Source organism: Burkholderia sp. A2, from assembly GCF_001729305.1.
Lineage (GTDB): Bacteria > Pseudomonadota > Gammaproteobacteria > Burkholderiales > Burkholderiaceae > Burkholderia > Burkholderia sola.
The window spans coordinates 162,952-183,516 of sequence record NZ_LZXX01000087.1 but is presented as its reverse complement, the minus strand read 5'-3'; the positions used below and the strand labels follow the sequence as shown (position 1 = coordinate 183,516).

Here is a 20,565-nt window from a genome sequence, read left to right as displayed (position 1 = left end):
CGCTACATCCCGAACCCCGACAGCACCGCTTCCCTTCCTCCCGCGCCGCGTTTCCGTTAGCGCGAAAGAGGCGTGATTCTAAGCAGCTCACGTCGTGAGTGCAAGGGGTTCGCAGCAACTTTTTTTACACACGCCGCAATTCGGCCGTCCGGCCATGCTTGGCCGCGAGACCGCTTATGGTGCAAAGAACGGACTAGAATGTGAGGTTCTTCGCCTCTTTCTATATACGTCTTTAATATGCGCCAGCGAATCGCCAAACGCCTCCCCCCCGATGCCGACAAACTGGTCGGTCTGTCACTTGCGCTCTTCGCGTCGGGCAGCCGCATCGAGGATCGCTTCTGGGAAGCGAAGCTCGATGCGCTGCTCGCCAAGATTGTCCGCAACGGCAATCAGACTACGCTCGACGCCGCGCTCGACCATCTTCAGCAGAATCATCCCGACGCCTACGGCGCGCTCGCCGACATGGCCGAGACGCACAGCGAGTCGATGGTGATCGAACATGACGGCCAACCGTACGATGCGCTGCTGGTCGCCGTCCCGGTTCTCGCCTGGACGCGCTACATGATTCCGTCGGGCCCGCTCAAGGCCGACGTTGCCGACGCGCTGCGAACGCACCTGCAGGCGCACGTACTCGCGAACGGCACCCTCGTCGGGCTCGCACCGTTCCTCTACAGCATCGACCAGTTGCCGCGGCACCATGTCGAAACCTACCGGCTGGCCCAGCAGCTGGCCCATGCGGCAATCGGGCAGCACGCCCCGAAGCTGAGCTTGGGGGACCTGCCGGAAACTTCGCCGATCCTGGCCGATCCACGCTTCCTGCTGGCGGTTGTCGCCGCGCCGGCCGGCGCGCCGCTGTTCCGCTGGCAGGAAGAAGAAAACGGCAGCCGGATCGAGCGCGGCCAGTGCCTCGAACAATGGACGGCCCAAGGCGGCCCGAACCTGTCGATCGCGCTGCCCGGCTGCGAGTTCGAATGCCTGCTTCCGGACGCGTACTACTCGGCTTGTCGCGATGCGGACGAACGCGTACGTCCGCACACCGTCCGAACGGCCATTCGTTATCTATTCGACACACTTGGTGCAGCGCCGCAAGAGCTGCGCGCGGTGGTCGCCGGCTTTGGCGAACGTCGTATCGACGAGTATCGCGTCGGCTTCACGCGACGTGCCAGCAACGACGTGATCTACGGTGTCGTGTGGCCGCTCTACGGCCGTGAAAACGGCGACGTATCGGTCGACAACGCGACGCTCGAAGGCGAAGCGCCGATCGAAGGGCCGCTCGAGGAAATCGTAAGCCTGCTGAAGGAATGCGGCGTAACCGACGTCCGGCGGCACGCGGGCCGCTTCGAACCCGAATACTGCGACGACTGCGGCGTGCCGCTTTACGCCGATCCGCTCGGCGAAATCGTCCATGCGGAAATGCCGGAAGACGCGTCGCCCGCCCAGCCACACTTCCACTGACCGCACCGCAGGCCCGGACAGCCTGCCCCGCTCAAAGCCGCTTTCGGTTCCTGCCGAAGCGGCTTTTTTCTTCTCCGATGCCCGGTCGCTCAAAATTTCGAACTTTTCCTAAGCCTTTCAGCCAAGCAGACATCGTGTAAGGTCTTTGTCATTATCGGGGCCAGCTTATCCCCGACGGCAATCAATGACTCACTTCACGGAGGTTGAATATGCGGTTCTTGGTACTTAACTCAGACGCCGAACGGCGTGACGGACTGAAGACCCTGTTGCGGCAGATCGACCGGCACGCCAGCATCAACGATGCGCCTGACGGTTTCCAGGCACGCCGGCTGCTGCGCACCCAGCGTTTCGACCTCGTCGCGATCGACTGGCTGGACGTGGGCCGGATCAGCGAGCTTCAGGCACTCGGCAACGCGTGCTCGCCGACACCGGTCGCCGTCCTGGTCGACGACATCTCGCCCGAAGCCATCCAGCGCTTCTTCAATTACGGCGTCGCGGGCGTGATCCCACATTCCACGAGGCCGCACCTGATCGTGCGTGCGCTCGAGATCGTCCTGCTGGGCGGGCACTACATTCCGCCGATCGCCCTCAGCCTGTTGCCGTCCACGGCGACGATGACGGCCCGCCACGACGCCCATTTCCAGACGCTCGCCGGCTCGCTGCCCCGGCGCCCGCCGAGCGGCCTCCTGTCGCCGCGGCAAGCGCAGATCATGCGGTTCGTCCACATGGGCAGCACGAACAAGATGATTGCGCGTACGCTCGGCATCAGCGAAGGCACCGTGAAGATCCACCTCGCGAGCATCTTCCAGCAGCTCGGCGCCGCGAATCGCGCCGCCGCGGTCGCGATCTACAACGGCTGGCTGTCGCCCCATCTCGAGGTGCTGCTGGCGAACCGCAACCGCGCCCGCAAACCGGTCATCGGAGAACACGGCCCGGCTCCGCTGCGTACACAACGGCATGACCGTCCGTACCCGTTACCCATCGCGAATACCGGCACGCAGGATCTGCCGCTCGCCGCCGAGCCGCCGGCACGATTCCGGCGCGGACGCTAGGCAAACAGTCTCGATATTGCGACGGTCGGGCATGTGCAGGCTCCCACCTTTGATGCTCAACGAGTAATATGGATGCATGGGTTTTCTTTTCACACCGCTTCCGCTCTGGGTTGGCGTCGGTGGCTGGATCGCCGCCATGGCCCTGCTCGCGCTCGCGATCTGGAATCGCCCCTTCGTACGCCTGCAAGACGCTACGCTTCAGCACGTGTGGCTCGCGCTCGTCACAGCGATCACGGTCCTGTGGGCCTCGAACGCATGGCTCGAAGATGGCATCGTCATGCATCTGCTCGGCGCAACGTTGCTCGTCACGCTATTCGACTGGACACTCGCCCTGGTGGCGATGGGCGCCGTCACGGCGATTGCCGCGGTCATCTTCGACGCGCCGTGGCAAGGCATCGGCCTGACCTATCTGATCTACGGTGCGCTGCCTGTCGGCGTGTCGGCGTTGCTGCAACGCGCCGCGCTCGCCTGGCTGCCGCACAACCTCGCGTCGTTCATCACCGGGCAGGGCTTCCTGTCACCCGCCATCGCGATCGTCGCGGTCGCCGCGGCGGCGGCCGGTGTCCAGCTCGCGCTCGCGGACGGCGTGCCCGTCGTGATTCCCGCCGGCTATCTGCTGAACACCGCGCTGCTCGCGCTCGGCGAAGCCTGGTTCACCGGCATGGCAACGGCCCTCATCGCCGTCTATCGCCCCGCATGGGTCACGACTTTCGACGTCCGCCGCTACCGCCTCGGGGGCCCGCGCGCCTGAATTTCCTCCGCATCGGCCCGGCGCACACCCATACCGGCGGCAGTTCCGCTGCGCGCGCCGAATGCGTCACCTACTGCCGCACAACTTTTTTACGCTAAGATTGAACTCCTGTTCTTCATCGGGCATCTATACGTGCCCGATGTCTTCTTCGCTCCTCACCAATAACCAGATGGACAGCTCACCTGCCTCGCTCCGGATTTTCCGGGCGCTCGGCAAGCTGGCAGCCTGTATCGCGGGCCTGTCGCTTGCGTTTCCCGCACCGGTATTCGCCGACCTGCTCGACCAGCGTTCCGAACTGATCAACAAATTCGTCAACGAGATGCATGCCGATCCGCTCGCCGCCGATTGTGCAGCGCACGGCAGCTTCATCGCCAGCACGTCGACGGCGTTCGATCGCGTCGACTTCGCGCCGAACGCATTCGACGGCGGCAACGCGACGATCACGCCGTGGAACGACTCGTTCGACCAGGGCAAGCAGCGCGTGAAAGTCGACAACATCGTCACCGTCGACGGGCTCGGGATCCACAGCGACGGCAGCGATCCGACGCCGCTGAAATTCCGTTGCGGCTATGTCGGCCAGCAAATGCTCGCGTTCAGCTGGAACGACCCGGTTCCGCCGCTGAAGCCGCGCGTCGAGCGCTCGTCGTCTTCGACGAAGAAGTTCAAGGGCAAGTCGCACCGCGGCAAAGCCAAGGCGAAGGCATCGGGGCGCACCGGCAGCAAGAAGGCCGTCGCGACGAAGAAATCAGGCGGCCAGAAAAAAGCCGTGAAGAAAAAAACCGCGAAGAAGTCCTGATACGGCGGAGCGGCGACGACAGCAGCAAAAAAGGCCGGTGCATCGCAAGATGCGCCGGCCTTTTTCATGCGACGACGGCTGCGCTTACGCGAACGTGTCGACGTGCACCAGGATCGCGGCCAGCATCGCCGCGCCGAGCGCCGCGCTACGCTCGCCGTTCCAGCCGACGCGTTCGTCGGGCAGGTTCGCGTTGTCCTTGAACGGCATTTCGAGCGTCAGCGACAGGCAGCCGAACTGATGACCAATGTACTTCGACGCGAGCTTCAGCGCATCTTCCTTGTACTTGCTCGCCGCGTAGCCATGCTCGGTCTGGAAGTCGGGGCTGGCGACCTTGAACGCGTCGATGAACGCGGCCTGCTCCTTGCCCTGCTGCTCGGTGAAGCTCGGCAGCATCTCCGAGCCGGCGACGAACACGTACGGCAAATCCTCGTCGCCGTGAATGTCGAAGAACATGTCGCAGCCGATCGCGTGGATCGCATCGCGCACGGCCAGCACTTCGGGGCTGCGCTCGGCATCGGGCGCCATCCACTCGCGGTTCAGGTTCGCGCCGGCCGCATTGGTGCGCAGGTTACCGTGCACGCTGCCGTCCGGGTTCATGTTCGGGACGATGTAGAACGTCACGCGATCGTAGAGCTTGCGCGCGACCGGATCGCCCGCCCAGTCGCCCCATCCGGCCAGACGCTTGACCACCCCTTCGACGAACCACTCGGCCATCGATTCGCCCGGATGCTGGCGCGCGATGATCCACACCTTCTTCTTCGGCGCACCATCGGTTTCCGGCGTGCCGAGCGTCAGCAATGACATCGGACGGCCTTCGACCGTGCGGCCGAGCTCGACGACGCTCGCCTGCGGCAACTGCTGGACCGCGCCGAGAAACGCCGCGTGACGCTCTTCCGAGTACGGTTCGAAATATGCGTAATAGATGCTGTCGAACTCCGGCGTATGGTCGATGGTCATCGTCTTGCCGTCGAACGTCGTCGGCACCCGGAACCAGTCGACGCGGTCGTAGCTCGCTACCGCGTGGTAGTTGCGCCAGCCCGACGGATACGCGCATTCGGCTGCGTTCTCGAACGTCATCACGCATCGTTCGCCGCGCGCACCCGTCAAGCGGTAGTAAAACCATTGCGCGAATTCCGAGCGATTGTCGCCGCGCACGCGCAGGCGGATAGCGTCGGGGCTATCGCACGACACGACGTCGATTGCGCCTGCGTCGAAATTACTGGTGATCGAAACGGCCATCTGTTTATCTCCTTTGTCGACCGGCGTTAGCGCTTTAACGCTTACGGCGGTCCCATGCAAAGCTGTCGACCGAATCAGGCGGCGTACCGTCCGTCCGGCCTCATGCATGCGCCGACCGTCTCGTGAACGGCCGGCTGGGTCACTCGCCGATGCGCCGGCGATATACGTAAGTCGAATCGTTCGACGCCGCCGCATCGAACGCATAGCCTTCGGTCGCGAATGCCTTCAGCGCCTTCGGGTCGGTGATGCGGTTCTCGACGACAAAACGCGCCATCAGCCCGCGCGCGCGTTTCGCATGGAAGCTGATGATCTTGTAGCGGCCGCCCTTCCAGTCCTCGAATACCGGCGTGATGACCGGTGCGGCCAGCAGCTTCGGCTTGACCGACTTGAAGTATTCGGTCGACGCGCAATTGACGAGCACGCGCGCCGCGCCGCTGCGCGTCTCGAGCTGCTCGTTCAGCGCCCGCGTGATGCGGTCGCCCCAGAACGCATACAGATCCTTGCCGCGCGCGTTCGCGAAACGCGTGCCCATCTCGAGCCGGTACGGCTGCAGCAGGTCGAGCGGACGCAGCAGCCCGTACAGGCCCGACAGCACGCGCACGTGCTGCTGCGCATAGTCGAGATCGGTCGGCGACAGCGATTTCGCGTCGAAACCCTCGTAGACATCACCGTTGAACGCCAGCACGGCCTGCTTCGCGTTGGCCGGCGTGAAAGTCGGCGACCAGTCGGCGTAGCGCTGGAAGTTCAGGCGCGCGAGCGGATCGGAGATATCCATCAGCGCCGCGATGTCCTGCGGCGACAGCTTGCGCAGGCCGTCGATCAGCTCCGACGCGTCGTCGACGAATGCAGGCTTCGTGTAAGACTGGACGTGCGCGGGCGTCTCGTAGTCGAGGGATTTGGCGGGAGAGAGAACGATTATCATAGAGGCTCGCTGGCACGCCGTGCCTTGCGGTCAGACGAAAACCACCGATTGTAACGAATGACCCGCTCTCTCGCCCCGCATGCCGCACATCGCGTCGTGCTCGACTCGAACGTCTGGATCGACATCCTCGTATTCGACGACCCCGCTACGCGCCCGATCCGGGCCGCGCTGGAGCGCGGCACGCTGGCCGCCGTGATCGACGGCCGCTGCCTGACCGAGCTCGAATACGTGCTCGACTATCCGCAGTTCCAGTCGCGCGCGATCGACAAGGCTGCCGCGCTCGCGACCGTTGTCCGGCTCGCAAGCCTCGTCGAACCGTCGCCCGTCGACGCCGACGCGCCGCCGCTGCCGAAATGCAAGGACCGCGACGACCAGAAATTCCTCGAACTCGCCCGCGCCGCGCAGGCCGAGTGGCTCGTGTCGAAAGACCGCGCGCTGCTGAAGCTCGCGAAACGCACCGCACGCGACTTCGGCTTCCGGATCGCGCAACCCGCGCCGTTCGTGGAAGCCTGCGCACTCGACGCCACGCCGTCCGCCACGGCGACGCCGGCCTGACGCCTCCCACCCGAATTCGACCGTATCGATGAACGCTCCTTCAGATATGCCAACGACTCCCGTTTTCCCGTCGCGCCTGCCGAACGTCGGCACGACGATCTTCACGGTCATGAGCGCGCTTGCCGCCGAAAAAGGCGCGGTGAACCTCGGCCAGGGCTTCCCGGATTTCGATTGCGATCCGCGCATCGTCGATGCGGTCGCAGCCGCGATGCGCAACGGGCACAACCAGTACCCGCCGATGGCCGGCGTCGCGCCGCTGCGCGACGCAATCGCCGACAAGATCGCGCAGGTGTACGGCCGGCGCTACGATCCGGGCACCGAAATCACCGTGACGGCCGGCGCGACGCAGGCGTTGCTGACGGCGATCCTGTGCGCGGTGCATCCGGGAGACGAAGTGATCGTCGTCGAGCCGACCTACGACAGCTACCTGCCGTCGATCGAGCTTGCCGGCGGCAAGCCCGTGTTCGTCACGCTGGACGCACCCGACTACACGATCCCGTTCGACCGTCTCGCGGCCGCGATCACGCCGAAGACGCGGATGATCCTGATCAACACGCCGCACAACCCGACGGGCACCGTGTGGCGCGAGGCCGACATGCGCAAGCTCGAGGACATCGTGCGCGGCACCAACGTGCTGATCCTGTCCGACGAGGTCTATGAACACATGGTCTACGACGGCGCGCGCCATGAGAGCGTCGCGCGCTACCCGGAGCTCGCCGCGCGCAGCTTCATCGTGTCGAGCTTCGGCAAGACCTATCACGTGACGGGCTGGAAGGTCGGTTACGTCGCGGCGCCCGCGGCGCTGACCGCGGAATTCCGCAAGGTCCATCAGTTCAACGTGTTCACGGTGAACACGCCGATGCAGATCGGGCTCGCCGACTATCTGCGCGACCCGGCGCCGTACCTGTCGCTCGCGGGCTTCTATCAGCGCAAGCGCGACTTCTTCCGGGCCGGCCTCGAGCGCACGCGTTTCAAGCTGTTGCCGTGCACGGGTACGTACTTCCAGTGCGTCGATTACTCGGCGATCAGCGACTTGCCCGAAGCGGAATTCTCGAAGTGGCTCACGTCGGAGATCGGCGTGGCCGCCATTCCGGTGTCGGCGTTCTATCACGAGCCGCACGAATCGGGCGTCGTGCGCTTCTGCTTCGCGAAGCAGGAAAGCACGCTCGCATCCGCGCTCGAACGGCTCGCCCGCCTGTAAGCCCGGCACGGGCGGCCACGCGCCGCCCGTCAGAAACGCTTACGAACGCACGACGTTCGCCGCTTCGACATACGCCTTGCGCTCGGCTGCCACGCGCTGCGCGGCAGGACGTTCACTGACCGTCTTCGCGTGCGCCTTCCAGTCGATGCCGGCCTCGAGCAGGAAGTCGCGCCCGAAGACGGCCTTCGTCGCCATGCCGATGACCGGCAGATGAACCCACGCGGCAATGTCCGCGAGGCCGAACGATTCCCCGAGCACATACGGCGAAAACCGCGTCATCTGCTTGAAGGCATCGATCGCGCGCGGCAGGCGCTTCTCGACGTGCGCCTTCATCCCGTCGCTCACCTTGCCGCCGAAAAACGCTTCCGTGTACACCTCGCGCGCCATCCATTCGAGATACAGCTCGAGCGTCTCGACGAGTTCGCGCACCTTCGCCGCCGCGAACGGGCTTGGCGGGAAAATGCCTTTATCGGGATAGCGAGCCGCCAGGTATTCGATGATCGCCTGCGACTCGAACAGCGCGCCCTCTTCGGTCTTCAGGAACGGAATCTTGCCGAGCGGCGAATCGGCAAGCTGCGCCGGATCGCTGATCGGCAGACCGCACACCGCTTCCTCGAACGGAATGTCATGCTCGAGCAGGACGAACTTCACCTTGTTGTAATAGTTGGACAACGGAATACCGCACAGCTGTAGCATCGGTGTCTCCTTCGTTGCTGAAGTGCGGCCGCATCGACCGCAGGCCGCATCGGGATTCATCGCGCTGAAAAGCACGTCCGTGCTAGTCTAAAGCAAGTTGTGCGTTCGTCACGACAACATTACCTCCGCTGCGGCGTCGGCTCTGTCCGTCCGCACGATACACGCGGCGTCGCCGCCGCGCCATCCGATGGAGACACGCTCGCATGAGTGCTGAACTGCTGGCCTCGCGTCCGCCCGAGAGCGAATCGACGCTCGTCCTCACGCTGTCCAATCCCGGCGCGCGCAACGCGCTGCATCCCGACATGTACGCGGCCGGCATCGAAGCGCTCGCCACCGCCGAGCGCGATCCGGCGATTCGCGCCGTCGTGCTGACGGGCGCCGATCGTTTCTTCTGCGCAGGCGGCAACCTGAACCGGCTGCTCGAGAATCGCTCGAAGGATCCGTCCTTCCAGGCCGACAGCATTGATCAGCTCGCGGCATGGGTCACGGCGATCCGCGCGTCGACGAAGCCGGTGATCGCGGCCGTCGAAGGCGCGGCGGCCGGAGCGGGCTTCTCGCTCGCGCTCGCGTGCGACCTGATCGTCGCCGCACACGATGCGAAATTCGTGATGTCGTATGCGCGCGTCGGCCTGACGCCCGACGGCGGCGGCTCGTGGTTTCTCGCCCGCGCGCTGCCGCGTGCGATCGCGGCCGAGATCCTGTTCGAGGGCAAGCCGGTCGCCGCGGAACGCCTGCATGTGCTCGGCGTCGTCAACCGGCTCGCCGCGCCCGGCACGGCCCTGAGCGACGCACTGGCTTGGGCCGACACGCTCGCCGGCATCTCGCCGAATGCGCTCACGCGCATCAAGTCGCTGCTCGACGACGCGACCGCGCAGCCACTGGACGCGCACCTCGGCACCGAGCGCGATCATTTCGTCGCGTCGCTGCATCATGCGGACGGGCTCGAAGGCATCACCGCCTTTCTCGAGAAGCGCCAGCCGCGCTACAAGCGCTGATCCGCCGCGTCGGCCTTCGAACCGACGCCGCGCCACGCCGCGTCCATCCGATGCGGCCCGTCGACGCCGCGCGCCACGCCGGCAGCGATCTCCGGCCCGGCCGCGCATGCCCGTCGGCACGCGCGTTTCGGTCGCCAGCAGCCGGTGTCGATCCATGCTCTAATGACCGCCTGTCGCGGCGCCGCCGGCGCCGTTTTCGCGCATGCCACACAGGAGTTGACGATGATCGACGTCTATAGCTGGGCGACCCCGAACGGCCACAAGGTGCACATCATGCTCGAGGAAACCGGCCTCGCGTATCGCGCGCATCCGGTCGATATCGGTGCCGGCGACCAGTTCGCGCCCGAGTTCCTGAAGATCAGCCCGAACAACAAGATCCCCGCGATCGTCGATCCGGACGGCCCCGGCGGCCAGCCGATCTCGCTGTTCGAATCGGGCGCGATCCTGATCTACCTCGCGGAGAAGACCGGCAAGTTCCTGCCGACCGATCCGGCCGCGCGCTATGCGACGCTCGAGTGGCTGATGTTCCAGATGGGCGGCGTCGGCCCGATGCTCGGCCAGGCGCACCACTTCCGGCTGTATGCGCCGGAGAAGATCGAGTATGCGGTCAACCGCTACACGAACGAAGCGAAGCGCCTGTACAACGTGATGGAAAAGCGGCTCGGCGAATCCGAGTATCTCGCGGGCGACACGTACACGATCGCGGACATCGCGACGTTCCCGTGGACGCGCTCGTGGCAGAACCAGGGCATCGTGCTCGACGCGCTGCCGAACGTGAAGCGCTGGCACGAGGCGATCGCCGCGCGACCAGCCGTGCAGCGCGGCGTCGAGGTGCTCGCGTCGATGCGCAAGGCGCTGCAGGACGACAAGGCACGCGAGGTGTTGTTCGGCGCAACGCAATACGCGAAGCACTGACGAGCGTGCGACGAGCGGAGCGGCATCCGTGCATGCCGCTCCGTGCTTCAGAAGTAATGCAGCGTGATGAACTCCGCCGCGCATACCGGCAGTGGCGCATCGGGACGCTCGACCTGCATCGATACCGACCACGTCGCCTGGATGCCGCCGCGCGCGGCGTCGGCGGTTTCCTTCACCGCGAACAGCGCACGCACGCGCGCCCCGACCGGCACCGGCTTCAAAAACCGCACGCGGTTCAGCCCGTAGTTCACGCCCATCTTCTGCTCGAAGCGCATCGCGTCGGTCATCAATGCAGGAATCAGCGACAGCGTCAGGAACCCGTGCGCGATCGGCCCGCCGAACGGCGACTCGCGCCGCGCACGTTCGGGGTCGACGTGAATCCATTGATGATCGCCGGTCGCGTCGGCGAACCCGTCGACGCGCGGCTGGTCGATCTCGATCCAGCCGCTCGCGAGCGGCTCCGCGCCGACCCGCGCCTGCAATGCCTGCGCCGAGGCGATCAGCGGCAAGGTCACGTCGGTCATGGGTTCGCGCCCCCCGGATGGCGCAGCCCGAAAATCACCTTGGTATGCACGGAGATCACCGTCTCGCCGGCTTGGTTCACGCCGATCCATTCCGTCGACACGATGCCGCGGTCGGGCTTGCTCTCCGACACGCGCTTGTCGTGCACCTTCTGGTACATCGTGATCGTGTCGCCGGCGCGCACCGGCTTCAGCCAGCGGATCGAATCGATGCCCGGCGAGCCCATGCTGGTCGAATCCGGCCCGAGCTTCTGGACCAGCAGGCTCATGAACACCGAGCACGTATGCCAGCCGCTCGCGACGAGCCCGCCGAAATGCGACGCCTTCCCTGCTTCCTCGTCGACATGGAACGGCTGCGGATCGTAGCGCTTCGCGAACGTCTTGATGTCGTCCGCCTCGAACGTGTAGCGGCCCACTTCGGTGGTACTGCCGACCACCAGGTCTTCGTAGCTGATGCCCACTGATAAGTCTCCTTGTCTGGCGCGCTCGCGCGTCGCCGTCATGCTACGTCGGTCTGCGCGAAATCGGGCAGCGCCGCGATGCGGGCGAGGTGATGATCGGTATCGCCGAGCGTCGTCTCGATGATCGACAGCCGCTTGAATAAATGCGCGGCGGCCACCTCGTTGGTCACGCCCATGCCGCCGTGCAGCTGGACCGCCTGCTGGCCGACGAAGCGCGCGGCCGCGCCGACCCGCGCCTTCGCGGCCGACACGGCCTTGCGCCGCGCATCGGCATCGCCGTTCGCGTAGCGCACCGCCGCGAGATAGGTCAGCGAACGCGCCTGCTCCGCATGGATCAGCATGTCGACCATCCGGTGCTGCAACGCCTGAAAACGCGCGATCGGCACGCCGAACTGCTCGCGTGTCTTTGTGTATTCGACCGTCGCGCGATTCAGTTCGTCGAGCGCGCCGACTGCTTCCGCGCACAGCAGGAAGGTCGCGTAATCGGCGATCTGCTCGAGCGCCGCCGCGTCGCGCGCCCCACCCGTCAGTAGTCGGCCCGGCGTGTCGTTGAACATGATCGTCGCGGCGCGCTGGCCGTCGATGGTCCGGTAGTCGACCACCTTCGCGTTGGCCGCATCGCATTCGACGACGAAGAGACCGATGCCGCCGCCGTCGACCCGCGCAGGCACGATCCACGCGTGCGCCTGGGCGCCGTGCTGAACCACCGACTTGGTGCCGGTCAGCCGGTACGTGCCGCCCTGCCCGCGCGCGTGCGTGTCGAGTTCGTACAGGGCGTAGCGCGCGTGTGGTTCGTGGAATGCGACCGCCACGCGCTTGTGCCCCTGCGCGACCGCCTCCAGCAGCGCGGCATCGTCGCCCGCGCCAGAGCCGGCGATCCGCAACGCCTCGACACCAACCGCCGTGGCCCAGTACGGCTCGACCACGAGCGCACGGCCGAGCTCCTGCATCACGACCAGCATGTCGACCGGCCCACCGCCGAAGCCGCCCTGCGCGTCCGGCACGGGCAACGCGGTCAAGCCCAGTTCGATGAATGCGCTCCACTGTGCTTCCGACACGCCGGTATCGCCGTGCACGATCGCCTGGCGCGCGTCGAAGCCGTATTGCTCGCCGAGATACCGGCGCAGCGCGTCGGCGAACTGCTGCCGCTCATCGGTAAAGCTGAAATCCATGGTTGTCTCCGTTCCGTGATCACAGCCCCAGAATCATCTGCGCGATGATGTTCTTTTGGATCTCGTTCGATCCGCCGTAGATCGACGTCTTCCGGTAATTGAAGTAGTACGCGGCGAGCGGCGCCGCATCGTCGTCGCCAGCGATGCTGTGTTCGCGCTCGCCGTCGAGGAACGGCACGTCGAACGGTGCGGCCAGCGGACCGATCGCTTCGACCATCAGCTCGGTGAGCGCCTGCTGCACCTCGGTGCCCTTGATCTTCAGCATCGACGCCTCGGGGCCGGGCCCCTTGCCGCTCGTTTCGCGGCTGACGACGCGCAGCACCGTCACTTCCAGCGCCATCAACTCGACTTCGAGCGCCGCGACCTTCGCGGCAAACACGGGATCGGCGAGCAACGGCTTGCCGTTCTTGCGCTGGTTCGATGCGACGCGCTTCAGGAACGCGAGCTCCCGCTTCGACGCGCCGACGCGCGCGATGCCGGTGCGCTCGTGGCCCAACAGGTATTTCGCGTAGGTCCAGCCGCGGTTCTCGTCGCCGACGAGATTCTCGACGGGAACCTTCACGTCCTCGAAGAACACCTCGTTGACTTCGTGATCCTCGTCGAGCGTGATGATCGGGCGTACCGTGATGCCGGGCGTCTTCATGTCGATCAGCAGGAACGAGATGCCTTCCTGCTTCTTCGCGGCCGGATCGGTGCGCACGAGGCAGAACATCATGTCGGCGTACTGGCCGAGCGTCGTCCATGTCTTCTGGCCGTTAACGACGTAGTGATCGCCGTGACGTTCGGCACGCGTGCGCAGCGATGCCAGGTCCGACCCGGAGCCCGGCTCCGAATAGCCCTGGCACCACCAGTCGGTGCCGTCGAGAATGCGGGGCAGATAGTGGCGCTTCTGTGCTTCGCTGCCGTATTTCATCAGGACCGGCGCGACCATCGACACCCCGAACGGCAGTACGGTGGGCGCCCCGATCCGTGCGCACTCTTCGTCCCAGATGTGCCGCTGCGTCGCGTTCCAGCCCGGGCCGCCGTATTCGACCGGCCAGGCGGGCGCGGACCAGCCGCGCTGGCCCAGAATCCGGTGCCAGCTCGCGAAATCCTCGCGGTCGAGTCGTTTGTGATCGAGTACCTTGGCGCGCAGTGCGTGAGGCAGGTTGGCCTCGAGCCAGGCGCGGACGTCGGCGCGGAACGCGTCGTCGGCGGGGGAGTAATCCAGATCCATGCGCAGTGTCTCCTGTCCGCGGCCGTCCGGCCCGGCCAAGGACACACTGCGTACGTCATTGCAGCGGTTCTTTCAGCGCGGCAGGAATCGGCAGCGGCATCACGTCGATGCCTTCTTCGACCAAGGACTGCGCATCCTCCGGCGTCGTGACGCCGCGAATGCTGCGTGCCGGCGCCTCGTTGTAATGAATGCGCCGCGCTTCCTCGGCGAAGCGCTCGCCCACGTTCTCGGTCTTCTCCAGCACCTCGCGCAGTGCGCGCATCACCTGCGCCTGCAGCGCACGCGGATCGGCCGGCTGCGCCTGCGTCGCGCCCGACAGGTTCAGGCGCGGCGCCGACGGCATCCGGTTGATCTCCGTCGTTCCGCATACCGGGCATTCGACCAGCTTGCGGGACAACTGCGCTTCGAATTCATCGGCGGAAGCGAACCAGCCTTCGAACCGATGACCGTGCGGACACTGTAAATCGAGAACCTTCATGCTGAATCAGGGCGTGTGACGAGTGTAGCGCAAAAAGCCGTTTTGTGAACGGTCGTGCTAAATCCGGATCGCGCGGCGCGAACGCACCGCGTCACCGGATTGTAACGCGGCACCCCGCCCGCCGCTGACGCCGTGCTCAGGGCGTGACGACCGGCCCGAGCGGCCACGTGCCGGACAGCACCTTGTCGAGCCACATCGTACCGATGATCGTCTTCACGTCGGAGATCTGGCCCGTGCGCACCCATTCCTGCAGGTCGGCCAGCGTCGCGGTGAAGGTTTCGAGGAATTCGCCTTCGTCGAGCTTGCGCTCGCCGGCCGTGAGCCCGCGCGCGAGGTACAGGTCGATGAATTCGGTCGAATAGGAAATGATCGGATGAATGCGGGCCAGGAACACGTATTCGCGCGCCGTGTAGCCGGTTTCCTCGCGTAGTTCGCGCGCCGCGCACGCAAGCGCGCCTTCGTTCGGGTCGAGTTTGCCGGCCGGGAATTCGGCCATCACCTTGCCGATCGGATAGCGGAACTGGCTCTCCATCAGCACGCGGCCGTCGTCGAACAGCGGGATCACCATCACCGCGCCTGGGTGCTGCACGTATTCGCGGGTGGCCTTCTTGCCGTCCGGCAGGCGGACGGTGTCGCGCTTGAGCTTGAGGAACGCGCCTTCGAAGATCGCCTCGCTTTCGAGGCAGGTTTCGGTCAGTGCGGCGTCGTGATTGGGTAGTTCGGCCATCGGCGGCTCCTGAATGAGCACGACGGACGGCCGAAGCCGTCAGCGTCGTTTGACGAGATACTGGAACGTGAAGCCGGGAAACGCGAACACGACGAAGAGACTGAACGTGATCGCGTAAAACTGCCAGCCCTGTTCGAAGCGGTTGCCGGCGCGCGACTCGAGCCAGAAGCCGAGCGCGCCGACGATGAAGTACAGCACGATCAGCTCGCCGATCCGCACCCACGCGTTCTTCTTCGTCGCGCCGAACGGCACGACGGCGAAGAGGCGTTGGTTCAGGAACGGCAGGTTGGCGCAGACGAGCGCCAACAGCACGATGAACCAGCCGGCTGCCGACATTACAGCGGCAGCGTGTGACGGATTGCCTGCAGGCAGGCGGTCAGCAGCGGGCTCGGAATGAGGCCGAGCACGACGACGGCCAGGCCGTTCAGCACGAGGATCGTGCGCTTGCAGAAATCGCCCGAGATCGGCGTCGAATCCTGCGGCGCATCGAAGTACATCAGCTTCACGATGCGCAGGTAGTAGAACGCGCCGAACAGCGACGTGATCACGGCCAGTACGGCCAGCCACGTGAGACCCGCGTTGACGGTCGCCTCGAGCACGGCGAGCTTCGCGTAGAAGCCGACGGTCGGCGGGATGCCGGCCAGCGAGAACATCATGACCATCATCACGAACGCGAACACCGGGCTGCGCTTGTTGAGGCCCTTGAAGTCGTCGATCGTTTCCGCCTCGAAATCGCGGCGCGCGAGCAGCATCACCACGCCGAACGAGCCGAGCGTCGTGATCAGGTAGACGATCGCGTAGAACATCGCCGAGCTGTACGCGTTCGCCGGTGCCGTCGCGTCGCCCTTCACGATGCCGGCGAGCAGGCCGAGCAGCACGAAGCCCATGTTCGAGATCGCCGAGTACGCGAGCATCCGCTTGATGTTGCGCTGGACGATACCGGTGATGTTGCCGACGATCAGCGACAGCGCGGCGAGGATCACGAGCGCGGTCTGCCAGTTCTGCGCGAGCGGCAGCAGGCCCATCACCAGGAAGCGCAGACCCCACGCGAACGCGGCCACCTTCGGGCCGCCGCCGACGAACAGCGTCATCGCGGTCGGTGCGCCCTGGTAGACGTCCGGCACCCACATGTGGAATGGCACGGCGCCCAGCTTGAACGCGATACCGGCGACGATGAAGACCACGCCGAACATCAGCACGGCCGCGTCGGTGTTGCCGCCGACGGCCTTGTACACCTCGCCGAGCTCGAGCGAGCCGGTCGCGCCATAGAGCATCGAGATGCCGTACAGCACGAAGCCCGACGCGAGCGCGCCCAGCACGTAGTACTTCATCGCGGCTTCGCTCGACTGGGCGGCGTCGCGGCGCAGCGCGATGACCGCATACAGCGACAGCGACATCAGTTCGAGGCCGAGGTACAGCGTCAGGAAGTTGTTGCCCGACACCATGACCAGCTGACCGAGCAGCGAGAACATGCCGAGCAGGAACACGTCGCCGCGGAACATGTCGCGGTCTTCGAGGTACTTGCGCGAATAGACGAGCGACACCGCGAAACCGAACGACACGACGGCCTTCATCGTGCTCGCGAACGAGTCGACGACGACCATCTTCGAGAAGAAGTAGTACTGCTGCGGGTCGAGCGCCTGGACCGAGAACCACACGCCGGCGACGACCGACGAGACGACCGCGATCAGATAGGTCAGGCGGCGGCCGGACGCACCGGTAAAGGTGTCGTTCAGCCATGCGACGACGATGGCGGCCAGCACCAGCGCGTCAGGCAACAGGACATTCATAGGGGCGTTTTGCATGATCTTGAGTTCCTCCGCTCGCGATTACTGGGCCAGCGGCAGCTTCGACTGCGCGACGTGGGAGAGGAGGTTTTCGACGGAAACGTGCATCACGTCGGTGAAAGGCTTCGGATACAGGCCCATCAGCAGCGTGAACGCGGCGAGCACGGCCAGCATCAGGAATTCGCGACGGCCGATGTCCTTCAGCTTGGCGACGTGATCGTTCGCGACCGCGCCGAAGTACACGCGCTTGTACATCCACAGCGTGTAGGCCGCGCCGAGGATCAGCGTGAAGGCCGCGCCGAAGGCGATCCAGAAGTTGTACTGGACGGCCGCGAGAATCACCATGAACTCGCCGACGAAACCCGACGTACCCGGCAGGCCGCAGTTGGCCATCGAGAACAGCATCGCGAATGCCGCGAACTTCGGCATCACGTTGACGACGCCACCGTAGTCGGCGATCTGGCGCGAGTGCACGCGGTCGTACAGCACGCCGATGCATAGGAACATCGCGCCCGACACGAAGCCGTGCGAGATCATCTGGATGATCGCGCCTTCGACGCCGAGCTGGTTGAAGATGAAGAAGCCGAGCGTGACGAAGCCCATGTGTGCGATCGACGAATACGCGACCAGCTTCTTCATGTCGGCCTGCACCATCGCGACGAGGCCGATGTAGATCACCGCGATCAGCGACAGCGTGATCACGACCGGAGCCAGGAAGTGGCTCGCGTCAGGCGTGATCGGCAGCGAGAAACGCAGGAAACCGTATGCGCCGAGCTTCAGCATGATCGCCGCCAGCACGACCGAGCCGCCCGTCGGCGCTTCCACGTGCGCGTCCGGCAGCCACGTGTGCACCGGCCACATCGGCACCTTCACCGCGAACGCGAGGAAGAACGCAATGAACAGCAGGACCTGCGGCGTCATCGCGATCTTCGCGTTCTGCCACGTCGCGAGGTCGAACGAATGCGTCTGCGTGTACAGGTAGATCAGCGCGACCAGCATCAGCAGCGAGCCGGCCAGCGTGTACAGGAAGAACTTGAACGCCGCATACACGCGGTTCGGGCCGCCCCACACGCCGATGATGATGTACATCGGGATCAGGGTCGCCTCGAAGAACACGTAGAACAGCAGGCCGTCGGCCGCCGAGAACACGCCGATCATGATCCCGGACAGGATCAGGAACGCCGCGAGGTACTGCGCGACGTTCTCGGTGATCACTTCCCAGGCGGCGATCACGACGATCACCGTGATCAGCGCGGTCAGCACGACGAACCACATCGAGATGCCGTCGACGCCGAGGTGATACGCAATGTCGAAGCGTTCGATCCAGGTCGACTTCTCGACGAACTGCAGCGCAGCCGTGCTCGAGTCGAAGCCCGTGATCAGCGGGATCGTGACCGCGAGGCCGAGCAGCGCGCCGATCAGCGCGACCCAGCGGGCCGTCCCCGGATTTTTGTCGTTACCCACCGCCAGCACGAGGAGGCCGAAAACGATCGGCAGCCAGATCGCGGTACTGAGAATCGGAAAAGCGTGCATTAGTGTTGTCTCCCGCCTTATTTGCCGCCGAGCGTTACAAACAGGGTCAGGAGCCCCAGCATGCCGATGATCATGGCGAACGCGTAGTGATAGATGTAACCGGATTGGAGGAAGCGGATCACGCCGGCGAACCAGCCGATGAACCGGGCGCTGCCGTTGACGAGGCCGTCGATCACCACGACGTCGCCCTCCTTCCACAGGCCGCGGCCGATCGCCACCGAACCGCGGGCGAACACCACTTCGTTGATCTTGTCCATGTAGTACTTGTTGTCCAGCAGCGTGTAGATCGGGCCGAACGCGCGGCGGATCGACGCCGGCAGCTCCGGACGCTTCAGGTACAGGAACCACGCGACGACCACACCGGCGAGCGCGAGCCACACCGGCAGGCCCGACACCGAGTGCAGGCCCATGCCGACCCAGCCGTGGAACTCCTCGGCCATCTCGGCCAGCGCCGGGTGGTTTTCGCCGATGAAGATCACCTTGTCGAATGCGACGCCGTGCTGGAAGAAATCGCCGAACAGCATCGGGCTGATCGCGATCGCGCCGATGATCACCGACGGGATCGCCAGCAGGACCAGCGGCACCCACACGACCCACGGGGTCTCGTGCGGCTCGTGCGCGTGGTCGTCGTGACCGTGGTCGTGGCCATGGCCGTGATCGTCGTGGCCATGTGCGGCAGCCATGCCCATCGGCGATTCCGGATGCTTCGGATGGCGGAAGCGCTCTTCGCCGTGGAACACCAGGAAGTACATGCGGAACGAGTACAGCGCCGTGACGAACACGCTCGCGACGACCGCGAAGTACGCGAAGCCCGAACCCGGCAGGTGCGACAGCTTCACCGCGTCGATGATCGAGTCCTTCGAGTAGAAACCCGAGAAGAACGGCGTGCCGATCAGCGCGAGCGAACCGACGAGCGACGTGATCCACGTGATCGGCATGTACTTGCGCAGGCCGCCCATGTTGCGCATGTCCTGGTCGTGGTGCATGCCCATGATGACCGAGCCGGCGCCGAGGAACAGCAGCGCCTTGAAGAACGCGTGCGTCATCAGGTGGAACACGGCGACCGGGTAAGCGGACACGCCGAGCGCGACCGTCATGTAGCCGAGCTGCGACAGCGTCGAGTACGCGACCACGCGCTTGATGTCGTTCTGGACGATGCCGAGGAAGCCCATGAAGAGCGCCGTGATCGCGCCGATCACCGTGATGAACGACAGCGCGGTATCCGACAGCTCGAACAGCGGCGACATGCGCGACACCATGAAGATGCCGGCCGTGACCATCGTCGCCGCGTGAATCAGCGCGGAGATCGGGGTCGGGCCTTCCATCGAGTCCGGCAGCCACACGTGCAGCGGGAACTGCGCCGATTTACCCATCGCGCCGATGAACAGGCAGATACAGGCGACGGTCAGCAGGCCCCAGTCGGTGCCCGGGAAGTGCAGGCTCGCGAGTTCCGCGCGCTTCGCGAACACTTCGCCGTAGTTCATCGAGCCGGCGAACGCGAGCAGCAGGCCGATGCCGAGCAGGAAGCCGAAGTCGCCCACGCGGTTCACGAGGAACGCCTTCATGTTCGCGTAGATCGCGCTCTCACGCGTGAAGTAGAAGCCGATCAGCAGGTACGACACCAGACCCACCGCTTCCCAGCCGAAGAACAGCTGCAGGAAGTTGTTGCTCATCACGAGCATCAGCATCGAGAACGTGAACAGCGAGATGTACGAGAAGAAGCGCTGGTAGCCGTCCTCTTCCGCCATGTAGCCGATCGTGTACACGTGCACCATCAGCGAGACGAAGGTCACGACGACCATCATCATCGCGGTCAGCGAATCGACGAGGAAGCCGACCTCGAGCTTAAGCGAGCCGACGTTCATCCATTCGTAGACGGTCGCGTTGAAGCTCGCGCCGCCCATCACGTCGAAGAAGACTTTCGCCGACAGGAGGAACGCGATCATCACGCCGAGGATCGTGATCCGGTGTGCGCCCTTGCGCCCGACTGCGTTCCCGAACAGCCCCGCAATCAGCGAGCCGGCCAGCGGAGCGAGCGGAATCGCCAGCAGCAGGTTTTCATTGAGTGTCGTTGACATAACAGCGTTGCCTGA

The 20,565-nt window shown here is 65.0% G+C and carries 21 protein-coding genes; 8 read left to right on the top strand and 13 right to left on the bottom strand.

What is annotated here, in order from left to right; genetic code table 11:
* Positions 1–237: 237 nt before the first annotated feature.
* From A9Z05_RS11440 to A9Z05_RS11425, 4 genes are all read left to right on the top strand, one after another.
* Complete coding sequence (locus A9Z05_RS11440; RefSeq protein ID WP_069618183.1) at positions 238–1,455, top strand: DUF2863 family protein; 1,218 nt, start codon at positions 238–240, stop codon at positions 1,453–1,455.
* 209 nt (positions 1,456–1,664) lie between these two features.
* Positions 1,665–2,507 carry a response regulator transcription factor gene (locus tag A9Z05_RS11435; RefSeq protein ID WP_069618182.1) on the top strand — a complete coding sequence of 281 codons (843 nt, stop codon included), beginning with the start codon at positions 1,665–1,667 and terminating at the stop codon, positions 2,505–2,507.
* Positions 2,508–2,583: 76 nt separating this feature from the next.
* On the top strand, positions 2,584–3,258 hold the full coding sequence (locus tag A9Z05_RS11430; protein ID WP_069618181.1) for an energy-coupling factor ABC transporter permease: 675 nt from the start codon (positions 2,584–2,586) through the stop codon (positions 3,256–3,258).
* 139 nt (positions 3,259–3,397) lie between these two features.
* Entirely contained in the window at positions 3,398–4,054 is a 657-nt protein-coding gene (locus A9Z05_RS11425) for a BspC domain-containing protein (RefSeq protein ID WP_069618180.1), read from the top strand.
* An 84-nt stretch (positions 4,055–4,138) separates the two neighbouring features.
* Here A9Z05_RS11425 and A9Z05_RS11420 read toward each other — a convergent pair whose 3' ends face one another.
* Positions 4,139–5,293: a M14-type cytosolic carboxypeptidase gene (locus A9Z05_RS11420; protein WP_069618179.1), complete on the bottom strand. Its 1,155-nt coding sequence runs from the start codon at positions 5,291–5,293 to the stop codon at positions 4,139–4,141.
* A gap of 139 nt (positions 5,294–5,432) precedes the next feature.
* Positions 5,433–6,215 carry a peroxide stress protein YaaA gene (gene yaaA, locus A9Z05_RS11415; RefSeq protein WP_069618178.1) on the bottom strand — a complete coding sequence of 261 codons (783 nt, stop codon included), beginning with the start codon at positions 6,213–6,215 and terminating at the stop codon, positions 5,433–5,435.
* A 57-nt stretch (positions 6,216–6,272) separates the two neighbouring features.
* On the opposite strand from yaaA, the gene A9Z05_RS11410 reads away from it, so the two are divergent.
* Positions 6,273–6,770 carry a putative toxin-antitoxin system toxin component, PIN family gene (locus A9Z05_RS11410; RefSeq protein WP_069618177.1) on the top strand — a complete coding sequence of 166 codons (498 nt, stop codon included), beginning with the start codon at positions 6,273–6,275 and terminating at the stop codon, positions 6,768–6,770.
* Positions 6,771–6,798: 28 nt separating this feature from the next.
* Positions 6,799–7,971 (top strand): pyridoxal phosphate-dependent aminotransferase, encoded by a 1,173-nt coding sequence (locus A9Z05_RS11405; protein WP_069618176.1) that lies wholly within the window; start codon positions 6,799–6,801, stop codon positions 7,969–7,971.
* Positions 7,972–8,010: 39 nt separating this feature from the next.
* Here the strand turns inward: A9Z05_RS11405 and A9Z05_RS11400 are convergent, their stop codons facing one another.
* On the bottom strand, positions 8,011–8,667 hold the full coding sequence (locus A9Z05_RS11400; protein ID WP_069618175.1) for a glutathione S-transferase: 657 nt from the start codon (positions 8,665–8,667) through the stop codon (positions 8,011–8,013).
* A gap of 203 nt (positions 8,668–8,870) precedes the next feature.
* On the opposite strand from A9Z05_RS11400, the gene A9Z05_RS11395 reads away from it, so the two are divergent.
* Together A9Z05_RS11395 and A9Z05_RS11390 are read left to right on the top strand one after the other, a co-directional pair.
* Positions 8,871–9,662 carry an oxepin-CoA hydrolase, alternative type gene (locus A9Z05_RS11395; protein ID WP_069618174.1) on the top strand — a complete coding sequence of 264 codons (792 nt, stop codon included), beginning with the start codon at positions 8,871–8,873 and terminating at the stop codon, positions 9,660–9,662.
* 222 nt (positions 9,663–9,884) lie between these two features.
* Positions 9,885–10,577, top strand: a complete 693-nt coding sequence (locus A9Z05_RS11390) for a glutathione binding-like protein (RefSeq protein WP_069618190.1) — start codon at positions 9,885–9,887, stop codon at positions 10,575–10,577.
* 47 nt (positions 10,578–10,624) lie between these two features.
* On the opposite strand, the gene A9Z05_RS11385 is transcribed toward A9Z05_RS11390, so the two are convergent.
* From A9Z05_RS11385 to nuoL, 10 genes are all read right to left on the bottom strand, one after another.
* Positions 10,625–11,101, bottom strand: coding sequence for a MaoC family dehydratase (locus A9Z05_RS11385; RefSeq protein ID WP_069618173.1), 477 nt, complete (start codon positions 11,099–11,101; stop codon positions 10,625–10,627).
* A complete protein-coding gene (locus A9Z05_RS11380) occupies positions 11,098–11,559 on the bottom strand; it encodes a MaoC family dehydratase (RefSeq protein WP_069618172.1) in 462 nt (153 codons plus the stop codon). The genes A9Z05_RS11385 and A9Z05_RS11380 overlap by 4 nt, the downstream gene beginning before the upstream one ends.
* Before the next feature lie 38 nt (positions 11,560–11,597).
* Entirely contained in the window at positions 11,598–12,731 is a 1,134-nt protein-coding gene (locus A9Z05_RS11375; protein WP_069618171.1) for an acyl-CoA dehydrogenase family protein, read from the bottom strand.
* 19 nt (positions 12,732–12,750) lie between these two features.
* A complete protein-coding gene (locus A9Z05_RS11370) occupies positions 12,751–13,947 on the bottom strand; it encodes an acyl-CoA dehydrogenase family protein (protein ID WP_069618170.1) in 1,197 nt (398 codons plus the stop codon).
* A gap of 55 nt (positions 13,948–14,002) precedes the next feature.
* The gene (locus A9Z05_RS11365) at positions 14,003–14,425 is read right to left on the bottom strand and encodes a DUF1178 family protein (protein ID WP_006750470.1); all 423 of its coding nucleotides are present in this window, start codon (positions 14,423–14,425) and stop codon (positions 14,003–14,005) included.
* Positions 14,426–14,561: 136 nt separating this feature from the next.
* Complete coding sequence (locus A9Z05_RS11360) at positions 14,562–15,152, bottom strand: NUDIX domain-containing protein (RefSeq protein WP_012328901.1); 591 nt, start codon at positions 15,150–15,152, stop codon at positions 14,562–14,564.
* A 39-nt stretch (positions 15,153–15,191) separates the two neighbouring features.
* Entirely contained in the window at positions 15,192–15,488 is a 297-nt protein-coding gene (locus tag A9Z05_RS11355; RefSeq protein ID WP_006484867.1) for a DUF2818 family protein, read from the bottom strand.
* Positions 15,488–16,942 (bottom strand): NADH-quinone oxidoreductase subunit NuoN, encoded by a 1,455-nt coding sequence (gene nuoN, locus A9Z05_RS11350; RefSeq protein ID WP_069618169.1) that lies wholly within the window; start codon positions 16,940–16,942, stop codon positions 15,488–15,490. Before nuoN ends, A9Z05_RS11355 begins: the two co-directional genes overlap by 1 nt.
* Positions 16,943–16,981: 39 nt before the next feature.
* Complete coding sequence (locus A9Z05_RS11345) at positions 16,982–18,472, bottom strand: NADH-quinone oxidoreductase subunit M (RefSeq protein ID WP_069618168.1); 1,491 nt, start codon at positions 18,470–18,472, stop codon at positions 16,982–16,984.
* Positions 18,473–18,489: 17 nt separating this feature from the next.
* Positions 18,490–20,550 (bottom strand): NADH-quinone oxidoreductase subunit L, encoded by a 2,061-nt coding sequence (nuoL, locus tag A9Z05_RS11340; RefSeq protein WP_069618167.1) that lies wholly within the window; start codon positions 20,548–20,550, stop codon positions 18,490–18,492.
* Between the last annotated feature and the right edge of the window lie 15 nt (positions 20,551–20,565).

What these genes read in the sequence shown, in the direction of transcription:
- A9Z05_RS11410 (WP_069618177.1), top strand. Translation starts at nt 6,273, where the DNA reads ATGACCCGCTCTCTCGCCCCGCATGCCGCACATCGCGTCGTGCTCGAC.
- A9Z05_RS11345 (WP_069618168.1), bottom strand. Translation starts at nt 18,472, where the DNA reads ATGCACGCTTTTCCGATTCTCAGTACCGCGATCTGGCTGCCGATCGTT.
- yaaA (WP_069618178.1), bottom strand. Translation starts at nt 6,215, where the DNA reads ATGATAATCGTTCTCTCTCCCGCCAAATCCCTCGACTACGAGACGCCC.
- A9Z05_RS11420 (WP_069618179.1), bottom strand. Translation starts at nt 5,293, where the DNA reads ATGGCCGTTTCGATCACCAGTAATTTCGACGCAGGCGCAATCGACGTC.
- A9Z05_RS11430 (WP_069618181.1), top strand. Translation starts at nt 2,584, where the DNA reads ATGGGTTTTCTTTTCACACCGCTTCCGCTCTGGGTTGGCGTCGGTGGC.
- nuoN (WP_069618169.1), bottom strand. Translation starts at nt 16,942, where the DNA reads ATGAATGTCCTGTTGCCTGACGCGCTGGTGCTGGCCGCCATCGTCGTC.
- A9Z05_RS11440 (WP_069618183.1), top strand. Translation starts at nt 238, where the DNA reads ATGCGCCAGCGAATCGCCAAACGCCTCCCCCCCGATGCCGACAAACTG.
- A9Z05_RS11355 (WP_006484867.1), bottom strand. Translation starts at nt 15,488, where the DNA reads ATGTCGGCAGCCGGCTGGTTCATCGTGCTGTTGGCGCTCGTCTGCGCC.
- A9Z05_RS11360 (WP_012328901.1), bottom strand. Translation starts at nt 15,152, where the DNA reads ATGGCCGAACTACCCAATCACGACGCCGCACTGACCGAAACCTGCCTC.
- A9Z05_RS11390 (WP_069618190.1), top strand. Translation starts at nt 9,885, where the DNA reads ATGATCGACGTCTATAGCTGGGCGACCCCGAACGGCCACAAGGTGCAC.
- A9Z05_RS11435 (WP_069618182.1), top strand. Translation starts at nt 1,665, where the DNA reads ATGCGGTTCTTGGTACTTAACTCAGACGCCGAACGGCGTGACGGACTG.
- A9Z05_RS11370 (WP_069618170.1), bottom strand. Translation starts at nt 13,947, where the DNA reads ATGGATCTGGATTACTCCCCCGCCGACGACGCGTTCCGCGCCGACGTC.
- A9Z05_RS11375 (WP_069618171.1), bottom strand. Translation starts at nt 12,731, where the DNA reads ATGGATTTCAGCTTTACCGATGAGCGGCAGCAGTTCGCCGACGCGCTG.
- A9Z05_RS11395 (WP_069618174.1), top strand. Translation starts at nt 8,871, where the DNA reads ATGAGTGCTGAACTGCTGGCCTCGCGTCCGCCCGAGAGCGAATCGACG.
- nuoL (WP_069618167.1), bottom strand. Translation starts at nt 20,550, where the DNA reads ATGTCAACGACACTCAATGAAAACCTGCTGCTGGCGATTCCGCTCGCT.
- A9Z05_RS11405 (WP_069618176.1), top strand. Translation starts at nt 6,799, where the DNA reads ATGAACGCTCCTTCAGATATGCCAACGACTCCCGTTTTCCCGTCGCGC.
- A9Z05_RS11385 (WP_069618173.1), bottom strand. Translation starts at nt 11,101, where the DNA reads ATGACCGACGTGACCTTGCCGCTGATCGCCTCGGCGCAGGCATTGCAG.
- A9Z05_RS11365 (WP_006750470.1), bottom strand. Translation starts at nt 14,425, where the DNA reads ATGAAGGTTCTCGATTTACAGTGTCCGCACGGTCATCGGTTCGAAGGC.
- A9Z05_RS11425 (WP_069618180.1), top strand. Translation starts at nt 3,398, where the DNA reads ATGTCTTCTTCGCTCCTCACCAATAACCAGATGGACAGCTCACCTGCC.
- A9Z05_RS11400 (WP_069618175.1), bottom strand. Translation starts at nt 8,667, where the DNA reads ATGCTACAGCTGTGCGGTATTCCGTTGTCCAACTATTACAACAAGGTG.